11 protein-coding genes and 1 pseudogene are annotated in these 13,947 nt (G+C 60.7%); 10 read left to right on the top strand and 2 right to left on the bottom strand.

Features of this window, described 5'->3' with window-relative positions; genetic code table 11:
* Positions 1–123 precede the first annotated feature (123 nt).
* Positions 124–2,205: pseudogene (katG, locus tag B9Z41_RS15130) on the top strand (catalase/peroxidase HPI); the annotation flags it as partial.
* Here the strand turns inward: katG and B9Z41_RS15125 are convergent.
* Complete coding sequence (locus tag B9Z41_RS15125; protein WP_100147912.1) at positions 2,196–2,768, bottom strand: DNA-3-methyladenine glycosylase I; 573 nt, start codon at positions 2,766–2,768, stop codon at positions 2,196–2,198. The pseudogene katG and the gene B9Z41_RS15125 overlap by 10 nt on opposite strands.
* A 121-nt stretch (positions 2,769–2,889) precedes the next feature.
* On the opposite strand from B9Z41_RS15125, the gene B9Z41_RS15120 reads away from it, so the two are divergent.
* From B9Z41_RS15120 to B9Z41_RS15105, 4 genes are read left to right on the top strand one after another with little or no spacing between them, the layout of a single operon-like run.
* Positions 2,890–3,225: a helix-turn-helix transcriptional regulator gene (locus tag B9Z41_RS15120; protein ID WP_100147911.1), complete on the top strand. Its 336-nt coding sequence runs from the start codon at positions 2,890–2,892 to the stop codon at positions 3,223–3,225.
* On the top strand, positions 3,219–4,304 hold the full coding sequence (locus tag B9Z41_RS15115; RefSeq protein ID WP_100147910.1) for an efflux RND transporter periplasmic adaptor subunit: 1,086 nt from the start codon (positions 3,219–3,221) through the stop codon (positions 4,302–4,304). The genes B9Z41_RS15120 and B9Z41_RS15115 overlap by 7 nt, the downstream gene beginning before the upstream one ends.
* Before the next feature lie 9 nt (positions 4,305–4,313).
* Positions 4,314–7,622 carry an efflux RND transporter permease subunit gene (locus B9Z41_RS15110; protein ID WP_100147909.1) on the top strand — a complete coding sequence of 1,103 codons (3,309 nt, stop codon included), beginning with the start codon at positions 4,314–4,316 and terminating at the stop codon, positions 7,620–7,622.
* A 20-nt stretch (positions 7,623–7,642) separates the two neighbouring features.
* Positions 7,643–7,888, top strand: a complete 246-nt coding sequence (locus B9Z41_RS15105) for a DUF2892 domain-containing protein (RefSeq protein WP_100147908.1) — start codon at positions 7,643–7,645, stop codon at positions 7,886–7,888.
* Positions 7,889–7,920: 32 nt separating this feature from the next.
* Here the strand turns inward: B9Z41_RS15105 and menA are convergent, their stop codons facing one another.
* Positions 7,921–8,844, bottom strand: a complete 924-nt coding sequence (gene menA, locus B9Z41_RS15100) for a 1,4-dihydroxy-2-naphthoate octaprenyltransferase (RefSeq protein ID WP_233202722.1) — start codon at positions 8,842–8,844, stop codon at positions 7,921–7,923.
* 112 nt (positions 8,845–8,956) lie between these two features.
* On the opposite strand from menA, the gene B9Z41_RS15095 reads away from it, so the two are divergent.
* From B9Z41_RS15095 to ssuD, 5 genes are all read left to right on the top strand, one after another.
* Positions 8,957–9,985 (top strand): sulfate ABC transporter substrate-binding protein, encoded by a 1,029-nt coding sequence (locus B9Z41_RS15095; protein WP_100147921.1) that lies wholly within the window; start codon positions 8,957–8,959, stop codon positions 9,983–9,985.
* A 10-nt stretch (positions 9,986–9,995) separates the two neighbouring features.
* The gene (gene ssuE / locus B9Z41_RS15090; protein WP_100147920.1) at positions 9,996–10,586 is read left to right on the top strand and encodes an NADPH-dependent FMN reductase; all 591 of its coding nucleotides are present in this window, start codon (positions 9,996–9,998) and stop codon (positions 10,584–10,586) included.
* Between the two features lie 113 nt (positions 10,587–10,699).
* Positions 10,700–11,665 carry a sulfonate ABC transporter substrate-binding protein gene (locus B9Z41_RS15085; RefSeq protein ID WP_100147907.1) on the top strand — a complete coding sequence of 322 codons (966 nt, stop codon included), beginning with the start codon at positions 10,700–10,702 and terminating at the stop codon, positions 11,663–11,665.
* 28 nt (positions 11,666–11,693) lie between these two features.
* Positions 11,694–12,701: an aliphatic sulfonate ABC transporter substrate-binding protein gene (locus B9Z41_RS15080; protein WP_100147906.1), complete on the top strand. Its 1,008-nt coding sequence runs from the start codon at positions 11,694–11,696 to the stop codon at positions 12,699–12,701.
* Between the two features lie 82 nt (positions 12,702–12,783).
* Positions 12,784–13,941 carry an FMNH2-dependent alkanesulfonate monooxygenase gene (ssuD, locus tag B9Z41_RS15075; protein ID WP_100147905.1) on the top strand — a complete coding sequence of 386 codons (1,158 nt, stop codon included), beginning with the start codon at positions 12,784–12,786 and terminating at the stop codon, positions 13,939–13,941.
* Positions 13,942–13,947: the final 6 nt, after the last annotated feature.

The following is a 13,947-nucleotide window of genomic DNA, read 5'->3' as shown; positions in this document are numbered from 1 at the left end:
CGTTGAACGCTTGTGACCACCTCAACCCGATTGGGCCTTGCTGAAGACATAGTCATATCCATAGTCGTATTCCTAGTTGTTAGTTTAAGGAATACCAACGGGACTGTTTTTCAGGGGGCTAACTCACTGTCCAATCCCATGGCGCCGACATTCAACTACGCCCAGGCGTTCAAGAGCCTTGATTTGAACGTGGTCATTCAAGACCTGCATGTGTTGATGACAGACTCTCAAGACTGGTGGCCAGCTGATTACGGCCACTATGGCCCGTTCTTCATCCGCATGGCGTGGCACAGCGCGGGCACTTACCGCATTGGCGATGGTCGTGGCGGTGCTGGCTCAGGTGCACAGCGGTTTGCGCCGCTCAACAGTTGGCCCGACAACGTGAGCTTGGACAAGGCGCGGCGTTTGCTGTGGCCCATCAAACAAACCTATGGCGCCAAGCTCTCCTGGGCTGACTTGATCATTCTGGCGGGCAACGTTGCCTTGGAGTCCATGGGCTTTAAGACGCTCGGTTTTGCGGGTGGACGCGCAGACATCTGGGAACCTGAGGAAGAGATCGACTGGGGGCCTGAGCGCGAATGGCTCGGCGATCAACGCTACAGCGGCGAGCGACAACTTGACAACCCCCTTGCCGCTGTTCAGATGGGTTTGATCTACGTGAACCCAGAAGGCCCCAACGGACAACCCGACCCCGTGGCTTCAGCACGCGATATCCGCGAGACCTTTGCGCGCATGGCCATGAACGACGAAGAAACTGTGGCCCTGGTCGCCGGTGGCCACACCTTCGGCAAGTGCCATGGAGCTGCGGACCCACGCCAGTATGTGGGTCCAGAACCCGAAGGCGCAGGCATTGAAGCGCAGGGCTTGGGTTGGAAAAACACCTTTGGCAGTGGCAAAGGTGTTCACACCATCTCCAGCGGCATTGAAGGCGCGTGGACCACCCATCCCACCCGATGGGACAACGACTACCTCGACATCTTGTTCAAATACGACTGGGAGCTTACCCACAGCCCCGCAGGTGCCCACCAGTGGACCCCCAAGAACGCCTCTGCCGCAGGCACCGTGCCTGATGCGCATGACCCTGCGAAGCGCCATGCCCCGATCATGACCACCGCAGATCTGGCCTTGAGGATGGACCCCATCTACGAAAAAATTTGCCGTCGCTTCTTGTCCAACCCTCAGCAATTTGCCGATGCATTTGCCCACGCCTGGTACAAGCTCACGCACCGCGGCATGGGGCCTGTCTCTCGCTACCTGGGCCCGCTCGTGCCCACACAAGCTCAGCTGTGGCAAGACCCGATTCCCGTGGTCAACCACGTATTGGTTGACGCGTCAGATGTGGCAACCCTCAAAACCCAGCTCCTGGGGTGTGGGCTCTCCATTTCCCAACTCGTCAGCACAGCCTGGGCATCCGCCGCTAGCTTTCGCGGCAGTGACAAACGCGGGGGTGCCAACGGTGCCCGCATTCGCCTGTCACCGCAAAAGGACTGGCAAGTCAACCAACCTGCTGCATTGGCCAAGGTGCTTCACACCTTGGAGGGTGTCCAGAAAGACTTCAACCAGGCGCAGTCCGGTGGCAAGCGAATCTCGCTGGCAGACTTGATTGTTCTAGGCGGATGTGCCGCTGTGGAGGCCGCGGCCAAACAGGCGGGGCACGCGGTGAAGGTCCCGTTCTCGCCCGGACGTATGGACGCCTCGCAGGCGCAGACCGATGTGGATTCGTTTGCGGTGCTGGAGCCAATCGCTGACGGTTTTCGCAACTACGTGCGCCCAGGCTATGAGAAATCAGCAACAGAGCTGCTGGTGGATCGCGCCAATCTGCTGACACTGACGGCGCCAGAGATGACCGTCTTGATCGGGGGCCTGCGTGTGCTCAATGCCAACGTGGGAAATTCTCCACACGGAGTGTTCACCCAACGCCCCGAAGTACTGAGTAACGACTTCTTCGTCAACCTGTTGGACATGCGCACCCAATGGCAAAAATCCACCACCTCAGACGGCGTGTTGGAAGGATGCGACCGCTCAACCGGCGAACTCAAGTGGGTGGGTACCGTGGTAGATCTCGTTTTTGGTTCCAACGCCCAACTTCGCGCGCTGGCCGAAGTCTATGCAAGCAGCGATGCCCAGCCCGCTTTTGTGCATGACTTCGCGGCAGCCTGGGGCAAAGTGATGGATCTCGATCGCTACGATTTGCATCAAGCCTGATGCGCTTTGACAGCAGCATGTCGGTGACAACTCACCAAATGGTCATTGACCATGCCTGAGGCTTGCATGAAGGCATAGCAAATGGTGCTGCCAACAAATTTAAAACCCGCCTTCAGCAGGGCACGACTCATGGCGTCTGAGGCGGGGGTTTTGGCCGGTACCTCACTCAGGCTTTGGCGCTGGTTCTTAATCGGCTGACCGTCGACAAACTGCCACACAAAGTCGCTGAAGGTTTGGCCACTGGCTTGAAGGGCCAGGTAGGCTTTGGCATTGCCGATGGTGGCCGCCACCTTCAACCGGTTGCGGATGATGCCTGGGTTAGCCAGCAGCTCAGCCACTTTCTGTGCGTCGTAGCGCGCTATTTTTTCTGCATCAAAGTGGTCAAACGCGAGGCGGTAGTTCTCGCGTTTCTTGAGCACCGTGGACCACGACAGGCCTGCTTGCGCGCCCTCCAAGTTGATCAGTTCAAACAGAGCTGCGTCATTGCGCAGGGGCACGCCCCACTCTGTGTCGTGGTAGTGGCGGTAGAGGTCAAAGCCCTCGCACCAGGGACAGCGTTGCATACAACTCCTTTGCTTGTTCATAGTCTAGGCGCTCGCGCGAGCTTGGCTGCGCCAGCGATTAATTCACCAATAAACAATATATATTGTGATATATTATTAGTTGATGATTTAAAGGTGACCTATGTCAACTCCTGCCACCATCGATTTGAGTGCCATGCGCGTCTCGGCCAACCAGGCGTGCCGCTTGTTGAAAACCTTGTCCAACGCCGACCGCTTGATGCTGTTGTGCCAGCTGGCACAGGGTGAGCACTGCGTGAGTGAGCTGGAAGCCTTGTTGGGCATCGTGCAGCCGACCTTGTCGCAACAACTCGGTGTGTTGCGCGATGAACAGTTGGTCAGCACCCGCCGTGAAGGCAAAAACATTTATTACCAAATCAACAGTGACATCGCTTTGCATGTCATGCAGGTTCTGTACACACAGTTTTGCGGCATCAACGCCAAGGAGATCACATGTTGAACCCCTCATGGACCCACCGATGGTTTGTCACGTTGAGCTTGGCTGGCGCGTTAGCAAATGCCTGGGCCGCAGACCCTGTGCGTGTGCCGGTGGTCACCGCAGGCCCAAAGTCGGTGGCAACCGGTGTTGAGATCGACGGTGTGGTGGAACCCATCAAGCAAAGTTTGGTGTCAGCGCAAGTGTCAGGCCGTGTGTCGGCCTTGGTGGTCAAGGCGGGCGACTATGTCAAAGCGGGGCAACTGTTGGCCACGGTGGACGACCGCGAAACCCAAACCGGCGTACAACGCAGCCAGGCCCAGTGGGTGCAAAGCGACTCGGAGTTGCGCAACGCGCAATTGAATGTGTCGCGCACCCGTGATTTGCAAGCCAAGGGCTTTGTCAGCCAAGCGGCACTCGACACCGCAGAATTGCAGCTCAAAGCCGCCCAAGCTGGGCGTGACCAAGCCAGTGCGGGGACGCGTCAGTCGGCCTTGTCGCAAGAGTTCACCCGTGTCACCGCGCCTTACGATGGCTATGTGTCGGACACCCTGGTGCAAGCGGGTGATTTGGCCGTGCCTGGCAAGCCGCTGCTGAGCATGTATGCGCCCACGGCCTACCGCGTGGTGGTGCGTGTGGGCGTCTCGCAACTGGCCAGCACACGTGCGGCCACACAGGTCGAGGTGCAACAACCCACGTCAAGTGGGGGCGAATGGGTCCAACCCATCGCCCAGCAGTTGCTGCCCGCCGCCGACGCCTTGTCGCAAACCCTGCAATGGCGCTTGGATGTGCCCAACATGCCCGGCGCAGCTTGGGTGCCGGGTCAGCAAGTGCGCGTGCGCTTTGTGGGTGGCGCCAGCCAGCGCATCACGCTGCCTGCAACGGCTGTGTTGCGCCGTGGCGAACTCACTGCGGTGTATGTGGCCGGCGGCTCTGGTTTTGTCATGCGTGTGGTGCGTTTGGGCAGCAACTTAGGGCAAGGTCAAGTCGAGGTGTTGGCGGGTTTGCTGCCGCAAGACCGCGTGGCCGTGGACCCTGTGCAAGCGGGCTTGCTGGGCGCACAACCCGAAGCCACCGTTCCTGCCTCTGGCGCCAACAAATAAGGCCAGGTCATGCACCCACAGCCATCAGACTCTCAAACCCTCGGTGTGTCGGGTCGTATTGCAGCGGCTTTTCAGGCCAATGCGCTCACGCCTTTGCTGGCCTTGGTGGCGCTCTTGCTTGGCCTGTTTGCCGTGCTCGTCACGCCGCGTGAAGAAGAGCCGCAAATCAACGTCACCATGGCCAATGTGCTGATTCCCTTCCCAGGGGCGAGCAGCGTCAATGTGCAGAACATGGTGGCCAAACCGGCAGAGCAAGTGCTGAGCCAAATTGCCGGCGTAGAACATACCTACGCGGTGTCGCGCCCCGGCGTGGCGGTGCTGACGGTGCAGTTCAAAGTGGGTGTGCCACGCACCGAGGCCTTGGTGCGTTTGTACGACGTGCTCAATGCCAACCAAGACTGGTTGCCACGCGACCTGGGTACCTTGCCCCCCATCGTCAAACCCAAAGGCATTGACGATGTACCGGTGTTGGCACTGACCCTCTGGAGCCCTGACAGCGCCCCGGCTGTGGACTTGGCGTTGGTCGCACAAAGCTTGGAGACCGAACTCAAAGCGGTGCCTGGCACGCGCGAGGTGCAAACCATCGGGGGTCCGGGCCGTGCCATCCATGTCTGGCTGGACCCGGTGCGCTTGCGCGACCGAGGCTTGGATGTGTTGAGTTTGCAAGCCACTTTGCGCGCTGCCAACCTGGCCATGCCAGCGGGCAGTGTGATTGACACCCGCTCGGGAAATGGGTCGGGCAACGAATCGGCTAATGGACACATGCTGACCGTGCAAGCCGGTGAGTTTTTACGCACGGCCGACGACGTGGCCGACCTCGTGGTGGGCACCTCCCAAGGCAAGCCCATCTATCTGCGCGAAGTCGCGCGGGTGGAGGCGGGTGCGCAACTGCCCCAGCGCTATGTGTGGTTCACCCCCGGTGCGGCTGCGTTGGCCGTAAGCGACAGCGCATCCAGTGCGTCAACCCAGGCGGCCACCGGCCAGGTCTATCCGGCGGTGACCCTGAGCGTCACCAAAAAGCCCGGTGAAAACGCGGTTGATGTGGCGCGTGCGGTGCGTGCCCGTGTCGACGCCTTGCGCAACACCCTCATCCCCGATGGCGTGCAGGTGTCGGTCACGCGCGACTACGGCGAGACCGCCGCCGAAAAAGCCAACAAGCTCATCCAAAAGTTGGCCTTTGCCACCGGCTCGGTCATCTTGCTGGTGGGCTTGGCGCTCGGTCGCCGCGAAGCGGTGATTGTGGGCAGCGCTGTCATCCTCACCCTCACCGCGACCTTGTTTGCCAGTTGGGCCTGGGGCTTCACGCTCAACCGCGTGTCGCTGTTTGCGCTCATCTTCTCGATTGGCATCTTGGTGGACGACGCCATCGTGGTGGTGGAAAACATCCACCGCCACCAAGGCCTGCATCCGAACAAACCACTGCACGAGATCATTCCTGTGGCGGTGGACGAAGTGGGCGGCCCCACCATCTTGGCCACGCTCACCGTCATTGCGGCCTTGCTGCCCATGGCTTTTGTGTCGGGCCTGATGGGCCCCTACATGAGCCCCATCCCCATCAATTCGAGCCTGGGCATGGCCATCTCCCTCGCCATTGCCTTCACGGTGACCCCTTGGTTGGCCTTGAAGCTGATGCGCAGCGCGCACAGCCACGCAACGCACGCAAATCAGCCTGCCACAGGCGGTGTTAAGCCTAAGCTCGATGCCTTGTTCAGCCGTGTGCTCACCCCGTTTTTACACAGCGCTAAAAAGCGTTGGCAGTTGTTGGCGGGCATCGTGGTCGCACTCATGCTGTCGGTGGGGCTGACGGCGGTGCAGTGGGTGGTGCTCAAGATGCTGCCCTTTGACAACAAGAGCGAGTTCCAACTGGTGGTCGACATGCCGGCAGGCACACCGCTGGAGAACACCGCTGCCGCCTTGCATGCCCTGGGGGCCCACTTGGCCCAACAGCGCGAGGTGCGCGACCTGCAAGGCTATGCCGGCACGGCCAGCCCCATCACTTTCAACGGCTTGGTGCGTCAGTACTACTTGCGTTCTGAGGTGGAGATGGGCGACTTGCAAGTCAACCTGGTGGACAAACACCACCGCAGCGAAAAAAGCCACGCCATCGCGCAGCGCCTGCGCCCCGCGCTTGAAGCCATTGCCAAAGCCCACGGCGCGCGCATCAAGCTGGTCGAAGTGCCGCCGGGCCCGCCGGTCATGAGCCCCTTGGTGGCCGAGGTCTATGGGCCCGACGAAGCCGGGCGTCAAGCCTTGGCGCGTCGCATCGCCACAGCCTTTGGCCAGACGGCTGACATCGTGGGCATCGACACCACCTTGAAAGAAGACGCACCGCGTGCCCACTTGGTGGTGCTGCGCCAACGCGCCGAGACCTTGGGCGTGTCAGTGGCTTCTCTTGCGCAAACCGTGCAAGGTGCGCTCTCGGGTTTAGATGCAACGTATCTGCACGACGACCACAGCAAATACCCTGTGCCCGTGCGCTTGCAATTGCCGCGTGAATCGCAAGTGGGCTTGGACCACCTGCTGGCCTTGTCTGTGCGTGCCAGCAACGGGCGTTTGGTGCCCGTGTCTGAGCTGGTGCGCATCGAGCGCGACGTGATTGACAAGCCTCTGTTCAGCAAAGACCTCAAGGGTGTGAGCTATGTGCTGGGTGACATGGCGGGCACATTGGATTCACCGTTGTATGGCCTGTTTGCCATTCGCCCCCACCTGCGTGAAGCGGCTTTGCCTGGCACGGGTGAGTTGGCCGAGTACTGGATCCAAGCACCCACCGACACCTACCGCCAATACGCCATCAAGTGGGACGGGGAGTGGCAAATCACCTACGAGACCTTCCGCGACATGGGCGCTGCCTACGGCGTGGGCCTGATCTTGATTTACCTCTTGGTGGTGGCGCAGTTCAAGAGCTACCGCACGCCCTTGGTCATCATGGCGCCGATTCCCTTGACCCTTATTGGCGTCATGCCGGGCCACGCCTTGTTGGGTGCGCAGTTCACGGCCACGTCCATGATCGGCATGATCGCGCTGGCCGGCATCATCGTGCGCAACTCAATTTTGCTGGTCGACTTCATTGAACTTCAAGTGGCGCAGGGCATGCGCTTTGAGCAAGCCGTGGTGTCTGCCGCTGCAGTGCGCGCGCAACCCATTGCCTTGACGGGTTTGGCCGCCATGATCGGCGCCTTCTTCATCCTGGATGACCCCATCTTCAACGGCTTGGCCGTGTCCTTGATTTTCGGCATCTTGGTCTCCACCTTGCTCACCTTGGTGGTGATTCCGGTGCTGTATTACGCGCTGTACCGCAAGCGCCATGTCGCGGTGTGATTTTTTAAAAGGAGTCTGTCATGACTGTTGAGCGTTATATCCGTGTGATCGCAGGTTTTTTCATCATGGCCTCGTTGGCCCTGGGTGTCGAACAAAGTCCGATCTTTGTGAGCCCTTGGTTCTTGGCCTTCACCGCGTTTGTGGGCTTGAACTTGTTTCAGTTCGGCTTCACCAACATGTGCCCGATGGGCTTTTTCTTGCGCAAGCTGGGCGTGCCCGACAGCAAAGCCTGCTGCGCACAAGGCGCGGGCGGGAGCTGCTGCTGAGGGGCTTGACGGCAAGCGCGAGGTGAGGGTGTTCAAGCACTCAGCAGCTTGACGCCCACCAGCGCACCCGACAGCGCCGTGGCATACGCCAGCTCGGTGCGAAACACGCCAAACAACAAGGCGTTGAAGTCGGCACCCGAGGTGCAGCGGGGCAAGCGGCGCATGAGCCTCATGGCATGAGGTAAACCCATCAGTGGCAACAGCAAGCCTGCGCGTTGGGTGATGGCCCACATCACGCCACACATCACAAACGGCAATAGCAGCCACAGGTGCAGCATGCGCGCAGACGCTGCCGCACCCAGCCACACCGCCAGGGTGTGGCGACCCACCAAGCGGTCATGCGCCATGTCACGGTGGTTGTTCACGGCCAAGGCCGCCGCCGACACACTGCCCACTGCCGCCGCCGCACATGCGCCGAGCGCCGTCACTTGGTTGGACAGCAACCACTCGGTGCCCAGCACCGCCACCCAGCCAAAAAACACCCACACCGTCAACTCACCCCATGGGGTGTAGGCAATGGGTTTGGGCCCACCCATGTAGGCCAAGGCCGCCAGCAACGACGCCACGCCAATGGCCAGCACCACCCAACCGCGTTGCGTCACCAAGACCAGGCCCAAGCTGGTGGCCACCGCGCACAACACGCCAAGGACCCAGCGCACACGTCTCACGCTGATCCAACCCTGTGCGGTGGCGCGTGGCAAGCCCACATGCTGTCCCACCTCGGCGCAGCCGCGCGCAGTGAACCCGACATCGTTTTGCAAATTGGTGATGGCCTGCATCAGCAAGGCCGCCAGCAATGCCATTGCCGTCAGCCCTATTGGCAGTTCACCCGTGTGAAAAAAAGCCACCGCAGCACCCACCCACACCGGCCCGATGGCCAACACCAAGCTGGCCGGGCGCAAGGCCATGGACCAGGCCTGCCAGGCATGAGCGGGCTTGAACAACACGGTGTGCATGGGGCTTAGATGTTTGGGTAATTTAGAACTGAGAACTCTGTCGTTCCCTTTTCAAGCACGGGCTCACAGAATCCATCCATCGCAATTTTCGATGCATTCCAAAGAGATCCCCATGATTCAACGCAAACACTTTTTCTCCACCTTGGCAGCGCTTGGCTTATTGGCCGTGGCTGGCATCGCTTCGGCCCAAACATCTGCACAAACGCCTGCACCCGTGAGCTTGCTCAACGTGTCATACGACCCCACCCGCGAGCTGTATGTCGAGTTCAATGCCGCTTTCGCCAAACACTGGAAAGCCCAGACCGGCCAAGACGTGAGCATCAAGCAGTCGCACGGTGGTTCGGGCAAACAAGCGCGTTCGGTGATCGACGGCATCGACGCCGACGTGGTCACGCTGGCGCTGGCGGGTGACATCGATGCCTTGGTCAAAAACGGCGGGCTCATTCCTGCCGACTGGCAAAAGCGCTTGCCCCACAACTCGTCGCCTTACACCTCCACCATCGTGTTGGTGGTGCGCCAGGGCAACCCCAAAGGCATCAAAGACTGGGACGACCTGGTCAAGCCCGGCATCAGCGTGATCACGCCCAACCCCAAAACCTCGGGCGGCGCACGCTGGAACTACTTGGCCGCGTGGGAATTTGCCAAACGCAAATACGGCGGTGACGCCAAAGCCAAAGACTTTGTGGCCCAGCTCTACAAAAACGTGCCCGTGCTCGACACTGGCGCACGCGGCTCGTCCATCACCTTTGCGCAACGCAACCAGGGCGATGTGTTCATCTCGTGGGAGAACGAAGCGCACCTGCTGGAAAAAGAATTTGGCAACAAGGTCGACATCGTCTACCCGTCCCTCAGCATCTTGGCCGAACCCCCAGTGACGGTGGTGGACAAAACCGTGGACCGCAAAGGCACACGCAAAGTGGCCGAGGCGTATGTGAACTACCTCTACACCGACGAAGGTCAAGACATTGCGGGCAAAAACTTCTACCGCCCCATCTCGCCCAAGGCCCAGGCCAAGTACGTCAAGCAGTTGCCCAAGCTGCCTTTGTTCACCATCGACCAAGCCTTTGGCGGCTGGACCAAAGCCGACAAAGACCACTTTGCCGATGGCGGCAACTTCGATCAGATTTACCTCAAAAAGTAAGGTGCCCATCATGTCTGTGTTGTTGATTGCAGGCAGTCCGTCAGAGCGTTCGCGCACGGCGGCCTTGCTCAGAGCCGTGGGCGAGCGTTTGAGTCTGCGCGGTGCCCAGGTCAGTGAGTTGCGGGTGCGGGACTTGTCGCCCCAGGCGCTGCTGCTGGCCGACTTCAGCCACCCGTCGGTGCTACAAGCCACGGCCCAAGTGGCCGCAGCCGATGTGTTGGTGGTGGCTACGCCGGTGTACAAGGCGGCCTACAGCGGTGTGCTGAAAGTGTTTCTGGATGTTCTGCCGCAAGACGCCCTCAAAGGCAAAACCGTGTTGCCACTGGCCACCGGTGGCAGCCCACACCACATGCTGGCGCTCGACTACGCGCTGCGCCCGGTGTTGCAGTCGCTCGGTGCCAAAAGCATCTTGCCCGGCATCTACGCCACCGATGCGCAGGTGGTGCTCAACCCTGAAGAGGGTTACACCATCGCCCCAGACATCTCGGCCCGTTTGGACGAGGCCGTCAACAGCCTGGTCGACGACAAGCTGTGGCGCACGTTCTCCAACGCCGGGCGCTTTTCGCCCGTGCCTTTCTCGCAAGTGCGATGTAGTGTCTGACGCTCCCTGCTGGGCGCGCATCTAGCGCCCAGCACCTCTCACCTCATTTGATTTTTGAAACCGCTGTGCAGCGGTCAGGGCGAAGCCTTGCCTGCACCGCTTGAAAGACATCCATGACATTTGCCAAACACCTCACCCGCCGACAACTGTTGGCCGCCACAGCCGCCAGCGCCACCTTGACCAGCTCGCTGGCGGCCTGGGCCCAAAAAGCCCCTGTGCGCACCTTGCGCATCGGCCACCAAAAAGGCTGGCTCTCCATCCTCAAAGCACGTGGCACTTTGGAAAAACGCCTCACCCCGTTGGGCGTGGCCGTCACCTGGACCGAGTTCAACGCTGGCCCAGTGCAGCTCGAAGCCCTCAACGTGGGCGCGATTGACTTTGGCGATGTGGGCGAAGCGCCGCCCATCTTTGCCCAGGCCGCCGGTGCGCCACTGGTGTATGCCGGTGCCACTGTGCCACGTCCGCGCCTGGAAGCCGTGATCGTGCCCAAGGGCTCGCCCATCCAGACCGTGGCCGACCTCAAAGGCAAACGCATCGCCTACAACAAAGGCTCCAACGTGCAGTACTTTCTGGTCAAGTTGCTGGAGAAGCATGGCCTCAAATACAGCGACGTGCAGTCGGTGTTTCTGCCCCCGCCCGACGCACGGGCCGCGTTCGAAAAAGGCGTGGTCGACGCCTGGATCATCTGGGACCCGTTCTTGGCCGCCGCCCAAAAGACACTCGATGCCCAGTTGTTGGTAGACGCCACAGGCGTGGCCCACAACCGCCTGTACTACTTCAGCTCACGCGACTACGCCACGCACCACAGCGATGTGTTGCGCATCGCCATCGAAGAGGTGAACCACATCGACACCTGGATCGCCAACCACAAAGACACCGCCGCCACCGAGTTGGCGCAAGTGCTGGGTTTGGACAAGCGCATCACCGAGGTGTTTGTGGGCCGCGCGGCCTATGGCACTGCACCCGTGACGCAAGCCATCTTGAACGAGCAACAGGCCATTGCCGACACCTTCTTTGAGTTGAAGTTGATTCCTAAAAAGCTCAACCTCTTACACGCTGCCCCGGTGAATCTGGGCTGAAGCCGCACACCGCACAAGGAGCCACACCATGTCACATCCAACTTTTGCAGAGCCCCAGCGGCGACAACTCTTGCAGCTGCCGGCCGTGTCGGCCGCAGCCTGGGGGCTGACCGCGCCGTTTGCCATAGCGCCTGTGCACGCGCAAGCCAAGTCACAGCCCCTCAAAGCGCCTGAACAGTTGCGCATTGGGTACCAAAAATCAGCCGTCAACCTGGTGGTGCTCAAGCAGCAGGGCGTGCTGGAAAAACGCTTGCCCTACACCAAGGTGTCGTGGATCGAATTCCCCGCAGGGCCTCAGTTGCTCGAAGCCTTGTCGGTCGGTGCCTTGGAGTTTGGTTTGACGGGTGACTCGCCCCCCGTGTTCGCCCAAGCCGCAGGCAAAGAACTCTTTTATGTGGGGGCTGAGCCCGCAAAACCTGAAAGCTCCGCGATCTTGGTGTTGCAAGACGCACCCGTTCATTCCTTGGCCGATTTGAAGGGCAAGAAAGTGGCTTTGCAAAAAGGCTCCAGCGCGCACTACCTGCTGGTGCGTGCGGTGGAAAAAGCCGGTTTGCAGTGGCGCGACATCCAGCCCATCTACCTCACGCCTGCCGATGCGCGTGCCGCGTTTGAACGCAAGAGCGTGGATGCGTGGGCCATCTGGGACCCGTTCTATGCCGCCACCGAATTGGCGGTGCTCACACGCGTGCTCACCACGGGGCAGGGCTTGTCGAGCAACAACTCGTTCTACCTGTCGTCCACCGCATTGGCCACGCAGCACCCCGGTGTGGTGTCACTGTTGTTTGAAGAACTCAGCCGGGCCGACCGCTTTGTGCAAGAGCGCCGCCCCGAGGCCATCAAGCTCATTGCCGACTTCAGTGGCTTGGACGCGGGCGTGGTCAGCCTTTTCTTGAAGCGTCGCCCGCGCTCACCGGTGGGGCCCTTGAACGCCAGCACCGTGCGCGACCAACAAGCCGTGGCCGATGCCTTTGCCCGGCTGGCGCTGATTCCCAAACCCGTCCAGGTGGCCGACCTGGTGTGGCGCTTTGCGCATTAGGGCCACAGCGACTTGGGGCTTGGTTGACAAGTTGATTTCCTGATTCACCGATTCACTGTTTTATTTTTTTGGAGTACGTCACATGGATATTTTTTGGTTCATTCCCCTGCACGGCGATGGCCGCTACCTGGGCACCTCAGAGGGCGCACGCGCGGTCGACCACCACTACATGAAGCAAATTGCCCAAGCCGCCGACAAGCTGGGCTACGGCGGTGTGTTGCTGCCCACCGGGCGTTCGTGCGAAGACCCGTGGATTGCGGCGGCCAGTTTGATTCCCGTCACCCAGCGCCTGAAGTTCTTGGTGGCTTTGCGCCCCAGCATCATGTCGCCCACCGTGGCGGCACGCCAAGCCGCCACCTTTGACCGCTTGAGCGAAGGCCGCTTGTTGGTGAACCTGGTGGCCGGTGGCGACAGCAGCGACTTGGAGGCCGATGGCACCTTCTTGAGCCACGACGAACGCTACGAGCATGCCCGTGAGTTCTTGGAGATTTGGACCCGCGTGCTCGCTGGCGAGACGGTCGACTTTGAAGGCAAGCACTTGAAGGTCAAAGGCGCACGCCAGTTGTTTCCGCCCGTGCAGCGCCCGCACCCGCCGATTTACTTTGGCGGCTCGTCCGACGCAGCGCACGACTTGGCGGCCGAAAAAACGCAGCTTTACCTCACCTGGGGTGAGCCACCGGCCGAGGTGGAGAAAAAGTTCAACGACATCCGTGCGCGCGCAGCCAAGCACGGGCGCACCGTCAAGCTCGGTGTGCGCCTGCATGTGATCCCGCGCGAAACCAACGAGGAGGCCTGGGCCGCCGCCGACGATTTGATCAAGCACCTCGACGACGCCACCATTGCCAAAGCGCAAGTGGGCCTAGCCAGCATGGACTCGGAAGGCCAGCGCCGCATGCGCGCGCTGCACGGCGGCAACCGCAGCCAACTCGAAATCAGCCCCAACCTGTGGGCGGGCGTGGGCTTGGTGCGCGGTGGTGCGGGCACCGCCTTGGTGGGCGATGGCGAGACGATTGCACGTCGCCTCAAAGAGTACGAGGCCTTGGGTGCCGACACCTTTGTGCTCTCAGGCTACCCGCATCTGGAAGAGACTTACCGTTTCGCCGAGTTGGTGTTCCCACACCTGGACCTGAACCCTCAAACCAGCCCACACAGTGCGAGCCAAGTCAACTTGGTCAGCCCGTTTGGTGAAGTCATGGCCAACCACCTCGTGCCCGCGCAGCAGCGCGTGGCGCAAAGTTGAAAGGGC

It is taken from the genome of Limnohabitans sp. JirII-31, from assembly GCF_002778315.1.
Taxonomy (GTDB): domain Bacteria; phylum Pseudomonadota; class Gammaproteobacteria; order Burkholderiales; family Burkholderiaceae_C; genus Limnohabitans.
The sequence above is the reverse complement of the archived record's forward strand: the minus strand, read 5'-3'. Positions and strand labels throughout refer to the sequence as shown.